14 protein-coding genes are annotated in these 18748 nt (G+C 69.7%); 6 read left to right on the top strand and 8 right to left on the bottom strand.

The annotated features are described in order from the left end of the window. Positions 1 to 208: 208 nt before the first annotated feature. On the bottom strand, positions 209 to 1135 hold the full coding sequence (locus GTZ93_RS31525) for a LysR family transcriptional regulator (RefSeq protein WP_139915464.1): 927 nt from the start codon (positions 1133 to 1135) through the stop codon (positions 209 to 211). Between the two features lie 108 nt (positions 1136 to 1243). On the opposite strand from GTZ93_RS31525, the gene GTZ93_RS31530 reads away from it, so the two are divergent. After that, positions 1244 to 1882 (top strand): glutathione binding-like protein, encoded by a 639-nt coding sequence (locus GTZ93_RS31530; RefSeq protein WP_121754941.1) that lies wholly within the window; start codon positions 1244 to 1246, stop codon positions 1880 to 1882. 95 nt (positions 1883 to 1977) lie between these two features. Here the strand turns inward: GTZ93_RS31530 and GTZ93_RS31535 are convergent, their stop codons facing one another. After that, entirely contained in the window at positions 1978 to 3267 is a 1290-nt protein-coding gene (locus GTZ93_RS31535) for a hypothetical protein (RefSeq protein WP_161663169.1), read from the bottom strand. Between the two features lie 326 nt (positions 3268 to 3593). Between GTZ93_RS31535 and GTZ93_RS31540 the strand changes: the two genes are divergently transcribed. The 4 genes from GTZ93_RS31540 (at position 3594) to GTZ93_RS31555 (ending at position 8243) form a co-directional block, all read left to right on the top strand. Continuing rightward, a complete protein-coding gene (locus GTZ93_RS31540; protein WP_257979518.1) occupies positions 3594 to 4391 on the top strand; it encodes an endonuclease/exonuclease/phosphatase family protein in 798 nt (265 codons plus the stop codon). A 14-nt stretch (positions 4392 to 4405) separates the two neighbouring features. Next, the gene (locus GTZ93_RS31545; protein WP_257979517.1) at positions 4406 to 5059 is read left to right on the top strand and encodes a hypothetical protein; all 654 of its coding nucleotides are present in this window, start codon (positions 4406 to 4408) and stop codon (positions 5057 to 5059) included. 144 nt (positions 5060 to 5203) lie between these two features. Beyond that, positions 5204 to 7675 (top strand): PQQ-dependent sugar dehydrogenase, encoded by a 2472-nt coding sequence (locus tag GTZ93_RS31550; protein WP_139923320.1) that lies wholly within the window; start codon positions 5204 to 5206, stop codon positions 7673 to 7675. A 49-nt stretch (positions 7676 to 7724) separates the two neighbouring features. Further along, positions 7725 to 8243, top strand: coding sequence for a GFA family protein (locus GTZ93_RS31555; protein ID WP_120596921.1), 519 nt, complete (start codon positions 7725 to 7727; stop codon positions 8241 to 8243). A gap of 13 nt (positions 8244 to 8256) precedes the next feature. Here the strand turns inward: GTZ93_RS31555 and GTZ93_RS31560 are convergent, their stop codons facing one another. From GTZ93_RS31560 to GTZ93_RS31580, 5 genes are all read right to left on the bottom strand, one after another. Next, positions 8257 to 8634 carry a hypothetical protein gene (locus GTZ93_RS31560; RefSeq protein WP_257979516.1) on the bottom strand — a complete coding sequence of 126 codons (378 nt, stop codon included), beginning with the start codon at positions 8632 to 8634 and terminating at the stop codon, positions 8257 to 8259. Then, positions 8631 to 9383, bottom strand: coding sequence for a DUF1361 domain-containing protein (locus GTZ93_RS31565; protein ID WP_261778919.1), 753 nt, complete (start codon positions 9381 to 9383; stop codon positions 8631 to 8633). The genes GTZ93_RS31560 and GTZ93_RS31565 overlap by 4 nt, the downstream gene beginning before the upstream one ends. A gap of 145 nt (positions 9384 to 9528) precedes the next feature. Beyond that, positions 9529 to 10326 carry a hypothetical protein gene (locus tag GTZ93_RS31570; protein WP_139916023.1) on the bottom strand — a complete coding sequence of 266 codons (798 nt, stop codon included), beginning with the start codon at positions 10324 to 10326 and terminating at the stop codon, positions 9529 to 9531. Between the two features lie 116 nt (positions 10327 to 10442). After that, complete coding sequence (locus GTZ93_RS31575; RefSeq protein WP_139916022.1) at positions 10443 to 12428, bottom strand: ankyrin repeat domain-containing protein; 1986 nt, start codon at positions 12426 to 12428, stop codon at positions 10443 to 10445. 119 nt (positions 12429 to 12547) lie between these two features. After that, positions 12548 to 16141: an InlB B-repeat-containing protein gene (locus GTZ93_RS31580; RefSeq protein ID WP_139916021.1), complete on the bottom strand. Its 3594-nt coding sequence runs from the start codon at positions 16139 to 16141 to the stop codon at positions 12548 to 12550. A gap of 188 nt (positions 16142 to 16329) precedes the next feature. Between GTZ93_RS31580 and GTZ93_RS31585 the strand changes: the two genes are divergently transcribed. After that, complete coding sequence (locus GTZ93_RS31585) at positions 16330 to 17796, top strand: serine hydrolase (RefSeq protein ID WP_161663170.1); 1467 nt, start codon at positions 16330 to 16332, stop codon at positions 17794 to 17796. Positions 17797 to 17824: 28 nt separating this feature from the next. Here GTZ93_RS31585 and GTZ93_RS31590 read toward each other — a convergent pair whose 3' ends face one another. Then, entirely contained in the window at positions 17825 to 18748 is a 924-nt protein-coding gene (locus GTZ93_RS31590; protein ID WP_139916019.1) for a hypothetical protein, read from the bottom strand.

Here is an 18748-nt window from a genome sequence, read left to right on the forward strand (position 1 = left end):
TGAAGCCCATTTCGATGCACTGCTCGATGCAGGCGGAACATTCATACGGCGCCGGAGCATCGGGAGGCGTGGCAAGGGCTTGCGTGGCGCTGAATGACAAGACAGCGCCCGTGGCAACGGCGAGCAAGGTCTTTCCCGCCTTCTTCACGAAGTCAATCATAGACACCTCTGGGAGTGGTGTGGCACCGCTGTGGACAGCCACGGCACGCTACCCCACCGCGAGTCCCCGAGGCACCGTGGACTCGAGCGCGGCGAGGAGGCGGAGCGCGGAGTCTCCGACCTCCTTCCTCCAGGCCATCCTCCACGGCCGCCGCAAGGGCCCGGACGCGAGCCGCTTCACGACCAGGTCGCCCTTGCCCAGGTGCGGGGTGGAGATCCACTCGGAGAGCACGGCGACGCCCAGGCCCGCCCGGGCCACGTCGAGGATGGCCTCCGTGAGTGGCAGCCGCTCCACGCGGAGCCGGGGCCGCTCGCGGCCGAAGACCTGCGTCATGAACCAGTGCGACTCCGCCGCGGGCGTCTGCCCCGTGAGAACGGTGTGCTCGCGGAGGTCCTCCCGGGTGAGCGCACGGCGGGACGCCAACGGGTGCGACGCGGACACCACGAAGATGATCTCATCGGAGAAGAGCGGCCGGGTCTCCAGCCCGGCGCGAGGGACGGTCGACGTCGTGAGGAGCGCCACGTCCAGCTCTCCGGCCACCAGGGCGGGGACGGGGTCCTGGGTGTGCTCCACCGCCAGGGACAGGTGGAGGCCCGGCAGGCTCTTGCGCAGCGTCACCAGCGCGGACGGCAGCCAGTGATAGGCGGTGTAGCACTCGCACACGAGGCGCAGGCGGATGGACGGGGCTACCGGCGCGCGCACCCGGTGCTCCAGGTCGCCCAGCTCCACGAGGATCCGCGTGGCGCCCGCGACGAGCTCATGCCCCGCTGGCGTGGGCACGAGCCCGCGCGGGGTCCGGTCGAAGAGTCGCGCGCCCAGCCGCTCCTCCGCCGCGAGCAGCGCGCGGCTCACCGCCGGCTGCGTGAGGTGCAGCGCGGCCGCGGCCCTGGCCGTCGTTCCGGCGGCGGCCAGGGCCAGCACCACGCGCAGGTCGCGCACGTCGAGGCGGGGGGAGGGCGGGGCAATGTCTTCCATGCATCGAGTCTATGCCAACGATGCGTTGGACGCATCCCATCCGGAGGCGGAGAGTGGCCCTCGCTTCTTGCCGCGAAGGCCCACGCTCGACGTCCTGGAGGACATCCCATGCAGCTCTACTTCTCTCCCCTGTCCTGCTCCGCCGCCACCCGCATCTGCTTCTACGAGGCGGGCACGGAGGCGACGTACATCGAGGTCGACTCGAAGACGAAGCGCACGCTCGATGGGAGCAACTACCTGGAGGTGCATCCGCTCGGGCTCGTCCCCGCGCTCCGCACCGACGAAGGGGACGTGCTCACGGAGAATGCCGCCATCCTGCAATACCTGGCCGGGGCGCTGCCCCAGGCTGACCTCGCGCCGGCCGACAGCCGGGGGCGTGTGCGGCTCCAGCAGTGGCTGTCCTTCATCGGGACCGAGCTGCACAAGGCGACGTTCTCCCCGCTCCTCGACGCGTCGTCGACCGAAGGCGCCCGGAGTTATGCGCTGGAGAAGGGGACCGGCCGGCTCGCCTACCTGGAGAAGCACCTCACCGGACGTGAGTTCCTCATGGAGCGCTTCAGCGTCGCGGACGCGTACCTGGCGACGGTGCTCGGCTGGAGCGTGGCGACGCCCATCGACCTGAAGAAGTGGCCCGCGCTCAGCGCGTACTTCGCGCGCATGCTGGAGCGGCCCAGCGTCGCGAAGGCCTTCTCCGAGGAGCGGAAGCTCTACATGGCCCAGCTCGAAAAGCGCCAGCCGCGTCCGTGACGGCGGTGGCGCGGTCCTCGGACGGCAACTCCCTCCACCTCCTCCTGAAGCGATGGAGGAGGGGAGGGAGCTTTCAATCCAGGGCGAGGTGCCCGTCAGGAGGCCAGGGGCTGGGTGCCGCCGGGGCCGTTCTTCAGCTCCTTGCGCACCGCCTCGGCGACGCGGTCGCGGACCATGTTCGCCATGCGCTCGCGGAGGTCCTCACCCACGCGCTCGCGGATGGCGGACACGAGGCTCTCCGTGTCCACCGGGCCCGGGCCCTGCGCCTGGTAGCCGCCCATGTGCTGCTCCCCGAACCCGCCCCGCATGGTGTGACCCATCCCGCCCACGGCGCCCAGCGACTCGCGGAGGGCGTCACCCAGCCGGTCGCGCAGCGCCTCCTGCAGGTGCTCGCGGAGGTTGCTGGACAGCCGCTCGTGGAGCGCGTCGACCAGGCGCCCGCGGAGCGCCTCGGCGATGCGCTCGGGGTCCATCATCCCCACGCCCTGCGGCTGGAAGCCCATCACGCCCTGGGTGCGCTCGCTCATCCGGGCGCGCAGCTCGTCGCCCAGCCGCTCGCGCAGCGCGTCGCGCACGCGCTCACGCAGGCCGCTCTGCACGCGCTCGCGGAGGGTGTCCGCGAGGCGGTCGCGGAGGGTGTCCGCGAGGCGCTCCGGGTCGATCTGGCCCATCTGCACCCGGCGCTCGGACAGCGCGGAGCGCAGCATGTCCGTCAGCCGCTCCTTCAGCGCCTCACGGATGCGCTCGCGCACGACGGTGTGGATGCGCTCGGACACGTTGTCGGCGAGCCGGGTGCGGAGGGTGTCGGCGATGCGCTCGGGGTCCATCCCGAAGCCCTCCATGCCCATCCTCCGCTCCGACATCGCGGAGCGCAGCGCCTCGCCCAGCCGCTCGCGGATGGCGTCGCGGACGCGCTCGCGCACGACGGTGCCCAGCCGGTCGCGCAGGGCGTCCTCCAGCTTGATGCGCACGCGCTCGGCGATGCGCTGCGGGTCGAAGTGCCCGTGCCCCTGCTGCATGCTCATCCAGTTCTCGGCCAGGGCGGAGCGCAGCGCCTCGCCCAGCCGCTCCCGGAGCACCTCGCGGGCGCGCTCGTGCACGCCGCTCACGACGCGCTCATGGATGACGTCGGTGAGGCGGTTGTGGATGGCCTCGGCGATCTGCTCCGTGTCGAACTGCGTCCCGGCCCCCTCCCCCTGCGGCATGTTCATCATGCGCTCACGCACCGCACCGCGAATCGCGTCGCCGACGCGCTCGCGGATTTCCGAGCCGATCCGCTCCTCCAGGCCGGACACGACGCGCTCGTGCACGGCGTCGACGATCCGAGCCTTGAGGGCTTCGGCGAACATCTGCTGCCCCTGCATGGAGAACTGTTCCTGATTCATTCAGCTGCCTCGTGGGTACCGCGGGTAGGACGGCGGGCGCGGAAGGTTTCGGCCTGCCACGCGAGGCGAAGAGATAGAGGCAGTGGGCCAGCGCGAATACGGGGCCCGGGTCTCGCGCGAGAGTTGGCGCGCGCATTCCAGGCCGTGCTCGCGGGGAGGGTAGGCGTGCGCACCAGCCAATGGTGAACTGTGTTCCCTCCCGAGCATGCAGGCATGGGCCTCATCCCCATGGAAGTCTTGGGGGTTGCGCGGCGTTCGTTGCCGGAATGAGTCAGTCCTTGCGGTGCGAAAAAGCACGCCCGGCCGTCTGGTTGGGGGCGCTCCTGATGCTCGGTTTCCTGACCGGGTGCCCCATCATGGCGGGTTATTCCGACGCGGAGGGCCCGCGCTACAGCGGAGACTTCCGGCCCGTGCAACCCGTCGCCGTGGAGGGCCCCTCCTCGGTCACCGTGGTGACGTACAACCTCGCCTTCGCCGAGCAGGTCACCGAGGCGGTTGCGTCCCTGTCGAGCCCTCCGCTCTCGGAGGCGGACGTCATCGCGATGCAGGAGATGGACGCTCCCGCCGTGGAGAGAATCGCCCGGGAGCTGGGGATGTCCTACGTGTACTACCCCGCCTCCGTGGCCAAGGACGGTGATGACTTCGGCAACGCGGTGTTGAGCCGGTGGCCCATCACCGCGGACCAGAAGATCAACCTTCCCCACGACGACCCGTATCACCAGCAACACCGCATCGGGGTGGCCGCGACGGTGGACATCCGGGGGACTCCCTTCCAGGTGGTCTCCGTGCACGGCGCGACCCCCATCGTCGGGCTGGGCGCGCGGCTGGATCAGGCGGAGACCGTCATCCAGGCGGTCGACGGCGCGGCGCGGTCGCAGGTCATCGCCGGCGACTTCAACACCTCCGACCCGGGGAGCCTGACGCAGACCGTGAAGCTGTTCTCGCAGTGGGGCTTCCAGTGGGCCTCCGAAGGGGTGGGGGACACCGTGGACTCCGTCATCGGCGGACTGCCGCTCGACTCGGTCTTCGCCCGCGGGCTCACTCCGGTGGCGCGCGGCGTGGACAAGCGTCCCTCCGGGAGCGACCACCAACCGGTCTGGGTGCGCTTCGCATGGCCGCAATGACGCCGAGGCCTTTCATGCGCGCCCTGTGGATGGGTGCGCTGCTCCTCTGCGCTCCCGGGTGTCTGAGCGGCGCGCGGAACCTGGGCGCGGCGACGACGCCGGTGGGGACGACCGAAGTGGGCGTCTCCGTGAACACGATTGCCTTCGAGCGAGGCCGGGAGCGGGCGTATCTGCCCAACCCCGAGCTCACGTTCCGCAAGGGCGCTGGCGAGAACTGGGATTGGGGCGGACGCATTACCTTGCTGGGCCTGGAGCTCGGGACCCGGCATCGGCTCATGGAGCGCTCACCCTGGACCGTGTCGGTCGCCCCAAGCGCGGGCGTCTGGTACGTGCCCGTCACCAACAACGGCACGGAGCCCGTCAACTTCCGTCTGGGAGGCCAGACGCTGGTCGACTATCGGCTCAATGCAAGGTGGACCCTGACCGGGGGCGCTTCACTGATGGGGGCCTTCGCGGGCCCGCTCACCGTCTTCCAGGGCAAGCTCGGCGGCTCGCACCTGATGGTCGCGCCGGGCGGTTCGCTGGGCGTGGCGTACCGGCTGAATCCCTCGCTCGAGCTGCGAGCGGAGGGCGGCATCGAGCTTCCGTTCGACGTGAGGGACGGCCGCCGTCAGCCAACGGGTTATGCCGGACTGACGCTCCGCTGGGGGCGCACCTCCCGTCGCTGACGTGGGAGGCCGCGAGCGCTCGGCCCTCTTCGGCTGGGGTGGCGCGCGTAAGGTGACAGCGGTCCATGGCCCCGGGACGGGTGGCTGGAAGGAGTGGAGGCACCAGCTTGCGCCCACTCTTTTCGCACCCGTTGGAGGGGGCCCATGTCCTTGCCGCGCCGCTGGCCGGATCCATTCGCCATCTGTCTTTGTCTCGGGCTGGGCTGGGTGTTGCTGGCGGGGGCCAGGGCTCCAGGGCCCCCCGCGCGGGCGCTGCCGGGAGGCTTCTCGTCCGAACTCGTGGTGGGAGGCCTGCACTACCCCACGACGTTCGCGCACCTGCCGGATGGGCGCATCCTCGTCGCGGAGAAGGCGGGGGTGGTCCGGCTGGTCAAGGACGGCGCCCTGGTGGCCACGCCCTTCCTCGACGTCAGCGCGCGGGTGAACAACCACCATGACCGGGGCCTGCTGGGGCTCGCGGTGGACCCCGCCTTCGCGCAGAACGGCTACGTCTACCTGCTCTACACCTACGACGACGACGCCACGGACGACGACGGGCCCAAGACGGGGCGCCTGGCGCGGTACACGGCGGTAGGGGACACGGCCTCGCCTGACAGCGAGTCGGTGCTGCTGGGCACCGCGGTGGCCGGCTCCTGCAAGGACCTTCCTCCCGGCTCGGACTGCATCCCCTCGGACAGCGCGTCGCACTCCGTGGGCAACGTCCGGTTCGCGCCGGATGGCACCCTCTTCGTGTCGCTGGGGGACGGGGCCCGCTTTGACGCGGTGGATGACGACGCGCTGCGGGCGCAGGACCCGGACTCGCTGGCGGGCAAGGTCCTGCGCGTCTCGCGCACCGGCGCGGGTGTGCCGTCGAATCCGTTCTGGAGTGGGAATGGCCAGGACAACCGCTCGAAGGTGTGGGCGCTGGGGCTGCGCAATCCCTACCGCTTCAACCTGCGGCCCGGCACCGCCACGCCCTACGTGGGAGACGTCGGCTGGGGCGACCACGAGGAGATCAACGTCGCGACGCCCGGCGCGAACTTCGGCTGGCCCTGCTACGAGGGGCCGGGGCGCCAGCGCGGCTATGAGCCCAAGCCCGTGTGCCAGGCGCTGTATGCCAAGGGGCCGGACGCGGTGCGGCCGCCGCTGTATTCCTGGACGCATGCCGAGGGCCAGACATCCACGGGCGGCGCCTTCATCCAGGACCCGGCGTTCCCGGCGCAGTGGCGGGGTGCCTACTTCTTCGCGGACTACACCCAGCAATGGATCCGGATGCTGCGAGTGGATGCCAATGATCAGCTCGTGCCGGACAGCGTGGCGCCCTTCGCCACCGAGGCGGGCGGCGTCGTCGACCTGAGCAGCGGGCCGGGCTCCCAGCTTCACTTCGTGGACATCCTCGCGGGGGAGCTGCGCCGCATCCGCTACCCGGCCAACAACACGCCGCCGGTCGCGGTGGCCTCGGCGACGCCGCGCGAAGGCGTGCCGCCCCTGCGGGTGTACTTCTCCAGCGCCGGCTCCCGCGACATGGACGGCGACACGCTCCAGTACGTGTGGGACTTCGGTGACGGCAACTCCGTGTCAGGCGTGGCGAACCCGGAGCACCTGTATGAGATGGCCGGCCTCCATGTGGCCCGGCTGACCGTCAGCGACGGACACGGCGGCAGCCACACGGCCTCCGTGCGCATCTCCGTGGGGAACCTGGCGCCGGTGGTGTCCATCCACGCGCCGTCGGAGACGTTCCGCTTCAAGGTGGGGGACGTGGTGACGTTCGCGGGCTCGGCGAGCGACGCGGAGGACGGCGCCATCCCGGGTGACCGGATGGCGTGGACCCTCACGCTGGTGCACTGCACGCCGGGCGCGTGCCATTCCCATCCCTATGAAGAAGGCCAGGGGCCTGGCGGGACCTTCACCATCCCGGACCATGGCGACGACGTGCGCTTCCAACTGACGCTGACCGCGACGGACTCCGCGGGGCTGACGGGCAGCCGGATGGTGACGCTGTTGCCCCTGAAGGTGCAGGTGACGCTGGAGACGTCGCCTCCCGGGCTGGAGGTGGTGTTCGACGGGACTGCCAGCCCGTCACCGCTGGTGCGCTCCGTGGTCGCGGGCTCTTCGCACGCGCTCTTCGCGCCGTCGCCCCAGGGCAACCAAGGCTTCGTCGGCTGGTCCAACGGCGGGGCCGCGGAGCACACCCTCCTGGTGGGCACGGAGGACGTGAGCGTCACGGCCTCCTTCGAATCCGTCGCTCCCGCGGAGTGCCCGGCCGGGCAGTACCGCGCGGAGTACTTCGCCAACCGGGAGCTGGCGGGCGTCCCGGGGATCGTGCGCTGCGAGGGGGCACCGCTCTCGAACTACTGGTGGGCGGGCAGCCCCGTGGAGGGCGTGGGCCCGGATGACTTCTCCGTGCGCTGGACGGGGCGGTTCTACTTCGCGACGGGCCTGTACTTCTTCATGGCCCAGGCGGATGACGGCATCCGGGTCTTCGTGGACGGCAGCCGCATCATCAATGGCTGGAAGGACCAATCTTCCACCAACTACATGCAGGCGCGTTGGATGCGCGCCGGTGAGCACACCGTCGTCGTCGAGTACTACGAGCACGACGGTGACGCGGTGGCCGGGCTCGGGTGGTTCCGGTAGCCCGGCGAAAGCGCTCGTGATTGCGCCGCCGTCGGAATAGAGGAGGCGGATGCCCGAGAAGAACGACGTCATCCGGATCGCCACCTGTGCCTGTGGACAGGTGGAACTCGAGGGGCGGGGGCCGCCCATCATCCACGTCGAGTGCTACTGCGACGACTGCCAGGAGGGGGGGCGCCGCATCGAGGCCCTTCCGAACGCGCCGTCGCCTCGCGGCCCCTTGGGCGGCACGGATTTCCTCCTCTACCGGAAGGACCGCCTCCGCGTCTCCCGAGGTGAGTCGCTCCTGTCGGGCTTCAAGCTCAAGGACGCTTCAGCGACGAAGCGGCTCGTCGCGACGTGCTGCAACTCGGGGATGTTCATGGACATGGGCCCGGGGCCGCACTGGTTCTCGGTCTACCGGAACCGGTTCACCGGCGAGGTGCCCCCGTTGGAGCTGCGCACCTGCACCCGGTACAAGCCCGCGGGCGTGGAGCTCCCCAACGATGTTCCGAACCATGCGAGCTTCCTGTCGGTCCGGTTCATGACGAAGCTCTTCCTCGCGTGGCTGCCCATGCTGATGAAGCGCTGAGCCGGCGGCCCCCTCAACCCAGATACGCGGCGATCTCGAACCATCCTTCGTCAATCACCTCGATGGAGAGCGACCGCGTGGACAGCTCCACCTGCATGCGCACGAAGTCCGCGCCGTCCGGCCGCTTCAGGTTGGCGTAGAACGTGAGGCCCCGCGCATCCCGTCGCGGGGCCTCCCAGGCCGCCAGCCCGCGCTCGCCAAGGGTCCCGCTGTGGATCACCTCCGGCCCCGGCTGATCCAGCGTGAGGAAGTGCAGGGACTCCTCCGTGCGAATCACCTTGGCCCCGGTCGTGAGCTCCACGAGCTCCAGCAACTCCTCGAAGCCCGCCTCCGAATCCAGCTCCACCCGGGAGGCGCGCAGCGCTTCGTTGAGGTCGCGCTCGACTGTCACGGTGCATCCTCCCGACGGGCCTGGCGGCGCCATGTCCACCTCGCTCCGGCGCCGGGAAGTGTAGCGCGCTGGCGGCACAGTCGGGCGACGAGCGCCTCATAGCCGGCGTAGGACAGCGGCAGGAGCAGGGCGAAGAAGAGGGTGAGCGAGGGCAGGGCGGGATGGGCCAGGGGATCCCTCACGTGTGAGGCCATGGCGCGCAAGAGGCGGCCCGGCTCCGAGAGCACGTCCCAGCTGTTCCAGCGCTCCACGCGGCCCAGATAGATGCCATAGCCACACAGGCCGGAGGTGATGGCGACGAAGGCCCATGCCGCCGTGCGGCCCCAGCGCTCTTCCAGCCACCGCTTCCAGATGTCCAGGGACAGCAGGCCCAGCAGCCACCCGGTGGCGGCGAACAGGGCCAGGAGCGCGGCGTCGAACCAGAGTGGAACCACGGGCCGCTGACGCAGGTGGATGAAGTCGGTGACGAGGTAGGGCGCGTTGGGAAACAGCGCGAGCCAGCCAAGCGCCAGTGGGGCCAGGAGCCACGGACGGCCCAGGCCTCGCACCATCAGCCCCCGTGCGATGAGGGCCAGGGTGTACGGCGCCCAGGCCAGGAACAGGTTCCACGACAGGAAGGCGAAGCTGGCGCGCTCGCTCCAGTCGAGCCGCAGGGCCAGCAGGTCCACCGCGAGGATGCTGCACAGGATCGCGGGCAGCAGTCCGTGACGGCTCGGGATGGAGGCGAAGGGGGAGTGCGGTCGGGACATGGTGGCGTGTGGCGCCACAGCCGCGCACCGTGTCGGAATGGCCACGGTGCAACGGCTCCGGGAAGGGCGTGGACCCGGAGCGCCGTCATTGGAGCCCTCGGGTCTGCCCTTCAGCAATGCGCGGGCCAGCTGCCCCGCTCCGTGCTCAACAGTCCAGGTTGTACGTCTTGACGTCATCGTTCGGCGCGACGACCTTGACGGTGTTGGAGCCGTCGAACGTCGCGGTGAACGTCCCTTCGCTCGTATCCACCTGCACCATCCCCGCCGTGGGGCACTGGTGGTCGCAGCGCTGGTAGCCAGACACGGTCGTCGTCGAGCTGAGGCCGCCCTTCGTGGCCTGTGACGTACTGTCCACGGTGATGCACCCGCTGCCCGCCACCCAGGTGACCGTGCTCGTGGACGTTCGCGAATCGAAGCGATTCGGCGAGAAGCTGTTGGAGGTGACGGTCACCTTGCGCTGGTCACCTTGCGGCGGGGAGCCGGCGATCTGCAGCGAGAGGTTGTACGGCTCCCCGTTGATGGTGAGGTCGGTGGAGTTGGCCGTGGCGGCGAGCTGCCCCTGGTTGTCGGCGAGCACCACCTCCACGCTGCCGGAGATCTGCGTGAGCGAGATCGCCGCCTGGCAGTTGTTGAACGTGTAGTTCACCGTCGCGCCCGTCGCGGTCGCGGTGGCGCAGCCGGAGGGAGTGAAGGCGGTGGAGGCATTCGCCGCGAGCTGGGTGGCCGCCGTGGCCGGGTCGACAGCCATGGCCTGCACCTTGCCGATGGCGTAGTACCAATAGCTGTAGACAGGGTCGACCCATGCGTAGGACCAGGCCGCGTCATACGCCCCGTAGTACGGATCGTAGTAGGCGTCGTCGTAGTAGTACGGGTCGTAGGTGCTGGTGCAGGCCATGCCCGCGCCCAGCGACAGGAACAACAGCGCCGCTTTCATCTGTCTCATCCACCGCCCCCTTGAGTGGTTTTTCCGAACGGGCCCAAGGTGGGTCCCGGTGGTGGGCGGGAGTACTGACCCGCGGAACAGCCCGACTGCGGGATGTTGGTCCGCGGGCTCACCTGTCAGTCCGGGCTCCGGAGCGCACTTCCCGCCTTGCGCAGGACGTTGAAGAGCTTTTCGCGGTCCAGTCGCGCTCGGTCGAAAGCCTTTGGCACGAAGAGCTTTTTGAGTGATGCGTCCGTGGCGTCGAAGTCCCCCGCGGCGAAGTGATGCGGTGCCTTCACCTTGGCCTGCATGTCGTGGTCATCCGCGATGACCGCCTCGGCCTTCAGCACGCCGCCGACCCGGAGCGTCGCGTCGTTGCCGTGCCCCCAGACGACCTGCGCCTCCAGGTCCTGGCCCACGACCAGCTCCCCATCCGTGTCCACGCCGCTGGCGCGCAGCGAGCCGCCCACCACGAGCAGGCCTTCAGGCCCTGCGTTGCTCAGCACGCCCTTCACCGTGAGGTTGCCTGTCACCAGCAAGGGACCGTCCACATGCACGTCCCCCTTCACCACCAGGTCCCCGCGAACGAAGCGTGGGAGCTTGGAGGGGGAGGGCGCCTTCGCTTCGGCAGGGAGCGCTTCCCGGGCGAGCACCACCAGGGCCATGGCCGTCCAGGGAGGCAGGCCTTGCACCGCCGCCGCGAGCGCGTCCCACGATGTGGCGCCTTCCAACGCGAGCCGACTCAGGACCTGCTCGACGGAGTCCACATCCTTGTCCTCGTAGTACCAGGCCTTGAGCAACGCCTTCCGCTCGCGGGCCAGCGCGTCCAGCATCGGCTGCACGTCCAGCGCGCCCTTCTTCCCCGAGGGCGCCCTGGCACCCATGAGCTGGGCGAGGTGCGCGTTGCCGTGCTCCAGCGCCTCCTGCACGGGCGTCTGTCCCGCCGAGTTCTTGCCATTCACATCCGCCCCGGCCTGGAGCAGGACCTCGATGACGGGCCCCCGCTCCTTGACGCGCGCGTGCTGGTGCAGCGGCGTCCAGCCCTTGCCCGCGTTGGGGTTGGCGCCCGCGTCGATGAGCGCTTGCGCCACGTCCGCCCGCCGCGCGTTGAAGAGCGCCGTGCGCCCCGCGTTGTCGAGCGCGTCCACGGGAACGCCGCCCTTCGCCAGCAGGGCGATGCAGGCCGTGCAGCCGTGTTCCGCCGCCGCGTGGAGGGGCGTGGCCTTCGCTGAGTCGGTCGTGTCGGCGGGAGCCCCCAGCCGCAGGAGCTCCTTCACCAGCGATGCGTCCTCCACCCGCGCGGCCAGGTGGAGAACGCCACCCTGGGTCTTGTCCCGGGCCTCCAGGTCGGCCCCCAGTGCAAGCAGGGCCAGCACCCGGCCCGTGCGCCATTCCCCTTCGAAGCCAGGGCCGAAGAAGGGGGCCGCGTCGAGCCCCGCCGCCTGCAGGAGTCCGTTGTCCAGGGCCTTGGCCTTCTTCGCTGGGGGACGCGCCGCGGGCTTCTGCTTCCGGAGCCACGCGTGGAAGCCTTCGTCGGAGAAGGCACCTTCCAGGCCCTGGAAGGGGAACGGATCCTCGTTGCCCTCGTCGTCGCGGGCGCGTGGGTCGGGCGCCGCCTCCACCAGGGCGAGCAGCTTCCGGTAGCCCTGCTCCGGAGGGCCCCGCCGCAGCGCGTGCCACGCTTCCAGCCCTCGACGCGCGCGGGCATGGTCCGCGAGGTCGCGCAGGCCTTCAGCCTCCACCAGCGCGGCCTCCGCCTGCTGCAGCTGCGCGTCCGTCGGCTTGCGCCGCAACAGGTCGTCGGCCCACTGGCTCAGCGCCAGCGCGCGCGCCTTCTGCCCGGTCGACAGCTTTCCTCCGGGCTTCGTCCCTCGGGTCAACTCAAGGACGCGGTCGCGAACGCGCCAGTGCTCGGCCTTCACCTCGCGCTCCCAGCGGTGGGGCTCCACGCGCCGCGTCGGGTCCAGGGCCCAGTTGAGCGAGTGCAGCGCCAGCAGGTGCTCCGGATCCGCCTCCACGATTTCGCGCAGGAGCAGGATGGCCGGGTCCAACTGGGGCGGCATCTCATCCAGCAACGCGTCCGCCTTCTTCATCAGCGCGGCGGGGTCGGGCTTCTTGGGCATGGCAAGGGACCTTGCCAGGAGGCGCCTTGTGTTGCCCGGGCAAACAGCGGCGTCACACGACAAGGCCCCGGATGCTCACAGGCAATCCGGGGCCTTCGTTCTTCAGCCGCGACGTGTGGCTACTTCACCGTCACGCGCCAGGTGCGGCTCTCCGTGGTGCCACCCCGGCCGTCCTCGGCGAGGACCTTCCAGAAGTAGTCCCGGCCGCCCTCCAGCTTCACCGTCCTGGACTGCTCGGGCACGCCCTTCGTGCAGGCCGCGTAGGTGAAGCGGGTGTTCACACTCCAGACGCAGTGCCGGTAGACGACGGCGTCCCCGTCCTTGTCGTACGCGTCCTTCCACTCGAAGGTCACGCTCGACGAGGTGATGGCGTTCTCCTTCGGAGTCACCAGCTCCAGCGTCTCGGGCGCGAGGTTGCGGCCCAGCTTCTCCGTCGTGACGAACGTCTTGGCGAAGACCGGATCGCCGGTCGCGGCCACGTCCTGCGCGCAGTCGCGCAGACGCTCCTTCGAGACGCCCTTGCACAGCGCCTCCGCCTGCTCCAGCGGAATGGCCTTCAGCGGCTCCACCACCGGGATGCCGGGCGGCGCCTTCTCGATGCGGCAGCTGTCCGCCTTGTATCCGGGCCATTCGCGCAGCGTGTACGACTCGGTGGAGTACCCGGAGGCGTAGTCGAAGAGGGACGTGTTCTTGGTCACCCGCCAGGACTCGCCGAACTTCTCGTACAGGCCGACGTAGCGGTCCCCCAGGTCCGAGGGACGCTCCCCCAGCTGTGAGCCGTCCGGCAGCACGGGCAGCCAGTTGCCCGGGGCGATGGGGCCCAGCAGGCCCTCCCTGGCGCGCGCCTGCCGCACGTCGATGTTCATGTACCAGAGGCCGTAGTGCGCCCACCAATCCGTGGTGACGGTGATGCGCGTGCCGCCTGCGGATTCAATGCGGATGCCGCCGGTCGTCCCCGTGGACGTGATGCGTCCTCCGGCGGGGAGCAGCAGCTCCTTGTCCAGCGTCACCGGCTTGCCGTCGACGCGCAGCACCAGCAGCTCCGGCTTCTCCGCGTTCATCTGGTAGCTGACGCGATGCGGGCCGACGCGCACCGCCACCGCCGTCGTGATGCTCGCGCAGGCCGTCAGGCCGGTGTGCGGATCCGGCCCCACGGGCTGCTCGGTCTGCACGGGCGTGTGGCGCGCCTGGAGCTCCAGCCCCGGGTCGCGCAGGAGCACGTACTCACCGGCGCCCTGGAAGTCGTAGCGCACGCCGTCCATCGTCGTCAGGTGCGGGTCGCCCCAGAGGGAGGGATTGCCGCCGATGATCCACCGCCGGAGGGTCTCGACGTCCGTCTGGCTCAGCGGCGGTCCGCCACACGGCATCATCCCGTTCGGGCAGTCCTCTGATGTGCGGGTGATGCGGTCGAAGAGCGGCCCCGTCTCGCTGGTGGCCATGGGCGCGGCAATGGCATACGACGCCGTGAGCGGATTCACGCCGGGCGCGCTCTGGTCCTCGGCCAGGTTCAGGTAGGTGCCGAAGTTCTTGTACGGCGGGTAGTCCAGGCCGCCGTGGCACTCGATGCAGGCCTTGTTGAAGATGCGCTGCACGTCCGTGTACGTCGGGTAGTCGCCCACGGGTGGCAGCGAGGCCAGCGTCGTGTTCACCGCTGGAATCAGGCTGGCGCAGGAGAAGGGCGCCGCCAGACCGGGGATGGGGTCCGCCGTCAGGTTGGCCTCCAGCTCCGTCTGGAGCGCGCCGGTGTACGTGCTGAACACGTCGGCGAAGCCATAGGCGCGCGAGCGTCCGCGCACGCCCAGGGACCACTTGTCCACCGACACGCCGAGCGGCTCCAGGAAGTACCGGTACAGGGCCACCAGGTTCGTGTTGGGGCTGTAGTTCTCCCGGTCCACGAGGATGCCGCCCATGACCGTCGAGTCCGGGGCCGGGTTGTCGATGGGCCGGCGGAACACCTCCTGCCTCAGCCGGGTCAGCGACACGTCCGTCGACGCGCTGGTCGCGGCGCCGTACTGCGGAATGAGGCCGTTCACCGTCGTCCCGGTCATCAGATAGGGGTCGCCCGCGCGGCTCAGGTTGAGCTTCTCGATGTCGGCCTTGCGGCGCGGGATGCTCTGCGTGCGCGCCAGGGTGTCGTCGCGCAGGGCGTTGATGCCCATGCCGTTGCGCGACGTGAAGAAGGGCAGGTTCACCGCCAGACCCGAGGGGCTGCTCTGAACCGTATTCAGCGAGCTGTTGATGGTGAGGCAGCCCTTGGTGATGGCCAGGGCCACCGGACGCGGATCGACGTACACGCTGCCAGTCGCCCAGCGGTGGCTGGCGAGCTCGTCCGCGATGCGCCGCTGGTTGAGGCTTCCATCGAAGCCGCCCAGCAGGTCGAACAGCTGGACGCCGCGCCCCTCGTCCCCGGAGATGAGCGAGTCATGGAACAGCGTGACGGACGGGCCACCCCGGGTGACGGAGGTGAGCGCGCCCGAGCCAGGCTGGGCGTTGAAGGCATACGCCGTCGCGATGGTGGCGGTCCCCGATGGAACGGGCTCCGTCGTCACCGGGGGCGTCAGGTCGAAGCTGAAGCGCGGCGTCCCGTCGTTGGGGCCGCCCCGGTAGCGCGTGATGAGGTGGGGGCTCCCCGCCGAAAGCCGTCCGGGCGGTTGCAGCCGGAGCTGTTCGATGAGTCGGCGGACCTCGGGTTGCGTTCGCCACGTCCAGGGGTTGAAGAGCTTGCGGAACGCGGCGGTGTCCACCGAGCCCTGGTAGAGGCGATCCCGGTTGAAGGGGAGCATCCCGCCCCAGCTGTCGTAGGGGTCCCAGTTGGGCTTGTTCTTCGTCTTGATGACGCCCACCGGGAAGCCAGTCGTACCGGGGATGCCCGTGAGGTTCAGCACGTTCCGCGTCGAATGGCAGGCCGCGCACTTCCCATCATCCTTCTCGATGTGGCGCGAGCGCGGAGGGATGGAGCCCATCTGGGGGATGGTCGTGAGGATGATTTCGTGGAAGCGGAAGTTCTTCGTCGCCTCGTCCCACTGCATGTATTCGATGACGTCCGGATGCGAGCCTGGATAGGACGCATGCGGCGCGGGCCCGATGGAGAAGACGGACCGGGCGGTCTGGCTGGAGAGCAGCAGGCGCGGGTGCTCCGCGGTGCCCGTCTGGAGGCTCTCTGAACGCGCCATCAGGATGGGGCTGGCCCTGTACTCAGCCGGCAGCGCGCTGATGAAGCGGGCCACGGTGTTCGTGGCCGCGTTGGCGGGATTGTTGAGATACGCCTCGATCTCCTCGGGCGTGATGGCGCTCGTGTTGACGACGGGGATGGGATTGACGGTGCCCGCCGCGAGCCGGAAGACAGGCTTCACGGAACGAGCCACGCCCATGGACAGGGTGCAGCTGGGCGTCGTCCCCGTGCAGTCCGGCGTGGACGACAGGTCCGCGTCCAGGTCGACGTTCCAGCCCTGGAAGGAGGACCCCGCGGACGGCGTGGCGGTGAGGGTCACGGACGCGCTGGCGCTATAGGTTTCATCGCAGTCGCTGCCGACGATGTTGGTGCAGTTGATGCCCGTGCCGGTGACGGTGCCGGAGCCAAGCCCCAGGGGCATGACCCGGAGGGCCGCGGCTTCGGCGGTCGCCGTGCACAGCGACGCCGCGAGAACCAGTGTGCCCAGTGCGGGGCGGAGATGGGGAAGGCGGAACGAAGCAATGAGTCCGTTGCGTCTCATGCGTGGACCTCCGTGGGAGTGCCCGGAAGCGCTGCAAGGAAATGGCCGCGTTCAACCGCGCGGAATCACACCCTGGCGTCCACCTCTCACGTGGCCCGAGAGGCTACGAAGCCCGCGTGGAGGTTGCTTCGCTGGCAACGCCTGGCCTTCGGTGCTCGTGTACTCTCGCAGTGAAAAAGGAGAACACCGTGGCCAGTTCCAATCCCATCATCCGCGTCCTGACCCTCGCGAATCAGACCCTCTTCGTGACCGGCTTCGAGGGGCTCGCCCCGGGGGAGTGCCTCATTCCGGCGGGGACCCGGATCCTCCCCGGCGAGAAGACCTACGCGGATGTCGCACGGCTGGACCTGACCCCGGCGGAGCCGCGGCAGATCGGGGTCTATCTGGGGCTGACGCGCGCGAGCCGGGACTTCACCTGTTTCATGCGCACGGATGGCAAGAGTCCCCAGCTCCTCTTCGGGCTCTACCAGGGAGACGGCGCCGCCCCCGGGCCTCTGGATGACCAGTACGGTTACGCCAAGCCGTTCACCGACGGGCTGCGTGAAGACATCTGGCAATATCAGTTGAGCAAGATGCCGCCATTCCCGGCGGCCCATGCCCGGCTCCAGCCGCTCGTGGAGGGCGCGGCGTTCGCGGGCGACGTCTTCCAGCTCAAGTACCAGCTCCCCAAGCTGGTGATGGGCGCCATCGTCCGGGGCTCCGATGGATCCTTCGCGAGCTCGGTCCTCGGCTGGGGCGGTAGGGATTGCCTGGAGCCGGATGCACGGACGCTCGTGCCGCTCGGCTCCATCACCAAGGCCTTCACGGGACACCTGCTCGCCAGGATGGTCGTGAAGGGGCAGGCCCGCTTCACGACGCAGGTCTCCCAGAATCCGGCCATCCGTCTCATCGACCTCGTCACGCACACGAGCGGCCTGCCCCGTGAGGTCTCACCGAACATCGGGCTCGAAGCGCCGGAGCCGGAGCTGCTGCCGTCCGTCTTGTTCCCGCCGGGAACGGGGGCGCTCTATTCGAACGTGGGCTTCAACGCCCTGTCCCGGGCGATGGTCGAACAGTGCAACCCGTCCGGGGCCGCGTCCTTCTACGAGCTGTTGAACCAGGAGGTGCTGGCTCCACTCCAGCTCGGACACACCTCGTACAACGCGCCGCCCTGGAAGGTCGGGTGCACCGACGACCGCACCCAGAACCTGTTTGGCGGCTACCAGCCGGACGGCAAGCCGTGGCCCATGGCGAACGGCAACGGCCAGCCGACCCATGACTCCACGCCACGGGGCGCCAGCGGCCTGTACTCGACCCCCGGGGATCTGCTCCGGTGGCTCCAGTGGCACCTGGAGGCCGGTGGAACCGACACGGAGACGCGGTTGTTGAATCACGCCACCTACGTGCAGCGTGACGGGCTGCACCCCGTCCTCGGCCTCGACGAGTCCGGCCACATGGATGCGATGGGGCTGGGCTGGGTCGTGATGATGCCCAGGGGCGACCGGCCGTTCATCCTCCAGAAGGCCGGGGCCACGAGCGGCGTGTTCAACTACCTGGCGTTCTCACCCGTTCGCGGGGTCGGGTTCTTCATGAGCATCGACAGGTTCGACGTCGGCGCGGCGACGGAGATGCCGCAGATGATCAACGACCTCATCGCCAGCGCCGCACCGCGCTGAACCCGGTTCCCGGGAGGGACGGCGGTGCTCAGGGCGTCCAGCGAGCCCGGCGCACCACCCATGAGCTGCCGCCGCGCCCGTCCCGCACCACGGCCCAGAACGTCACCTCCTGGGCCGCCGCGCCTTCCGCTGGCTCCCACTCCACGCGGTGGCGTCCCTGCTGGCCACCGAAGTCCGCGCCGCCCGTCTCCGACAGGTTGAACTCGCCCAGCGTGGTGTACCAGGCGATCTCCCACGCCTCCTTGAGGTTCACGGCCTGCAGGCGCAGGCCCGGGACGATGTAGTTCTCCTCGCGGTCCGACACGTCCTCGGACGTCATCACGAAGGGCCCGGGGCCGCTCAGCTCCAGCGGCTCACCTTCCGGCCAGGCCACGTCGTCCACCCGCAGGCCCGGAAGCACGGGCTGCTCGTTGGCCTTCATGCCCTCCACCACCGGGCACCAGAAGACCATCAGCTTCTGCGCGTAGATCTCCTCGTCGCCCGCCGACACCCTCAGGACGAGCGGCATGCGGATGCCTCCCAGCCCCTTGTAGGCGTCCTCCGCCAGCACGCGCTCCAGCAGGAGTTTGTCCTGAGAGACGCGGGCCGCGCCGGGACGGATGGGGAGCGTCAGCTCGCCCGCGGTCGTGGTGCCCTCCGCGAGCAGGGCGCGGTCCGCCTCCGTCGCGCACGTGCGGTCGTCCTGATCCGCGCAGGCCCACAGCTGGTACTGGATGGGGCGTCCCGCGCCGGCGGGGTCCACCACCAGCGCGCGGTACGTCACCTCCTCCGCCAACTCGTCGAAGGCCTCCGGCGTCTGGTCGCAGGTGGAGGCGATCAGCTCGGGCCGTTCCGTGGATACGCCGAGCACGCGGAGGTCGTGCACGCTCGACGGCTTGTCCTCGGGTTCGACGCACGCGAGGGCGGTCAGCGCCAGCAGCAGCAGGCTTCCGGTGTTGAGCAGGGCTTTCAT

The sequence above is a fragment of the Corallococcus exiguus genome, from assembly GCF_009909105.1.
In the GTDB taxonomy this organism is placed as follows: domain Bacteria; phylum Myxococcota; class Myxococcia; order Myxococcales; family Myxococcaceae; genus Corallococcus; species Corallococcus exiguus.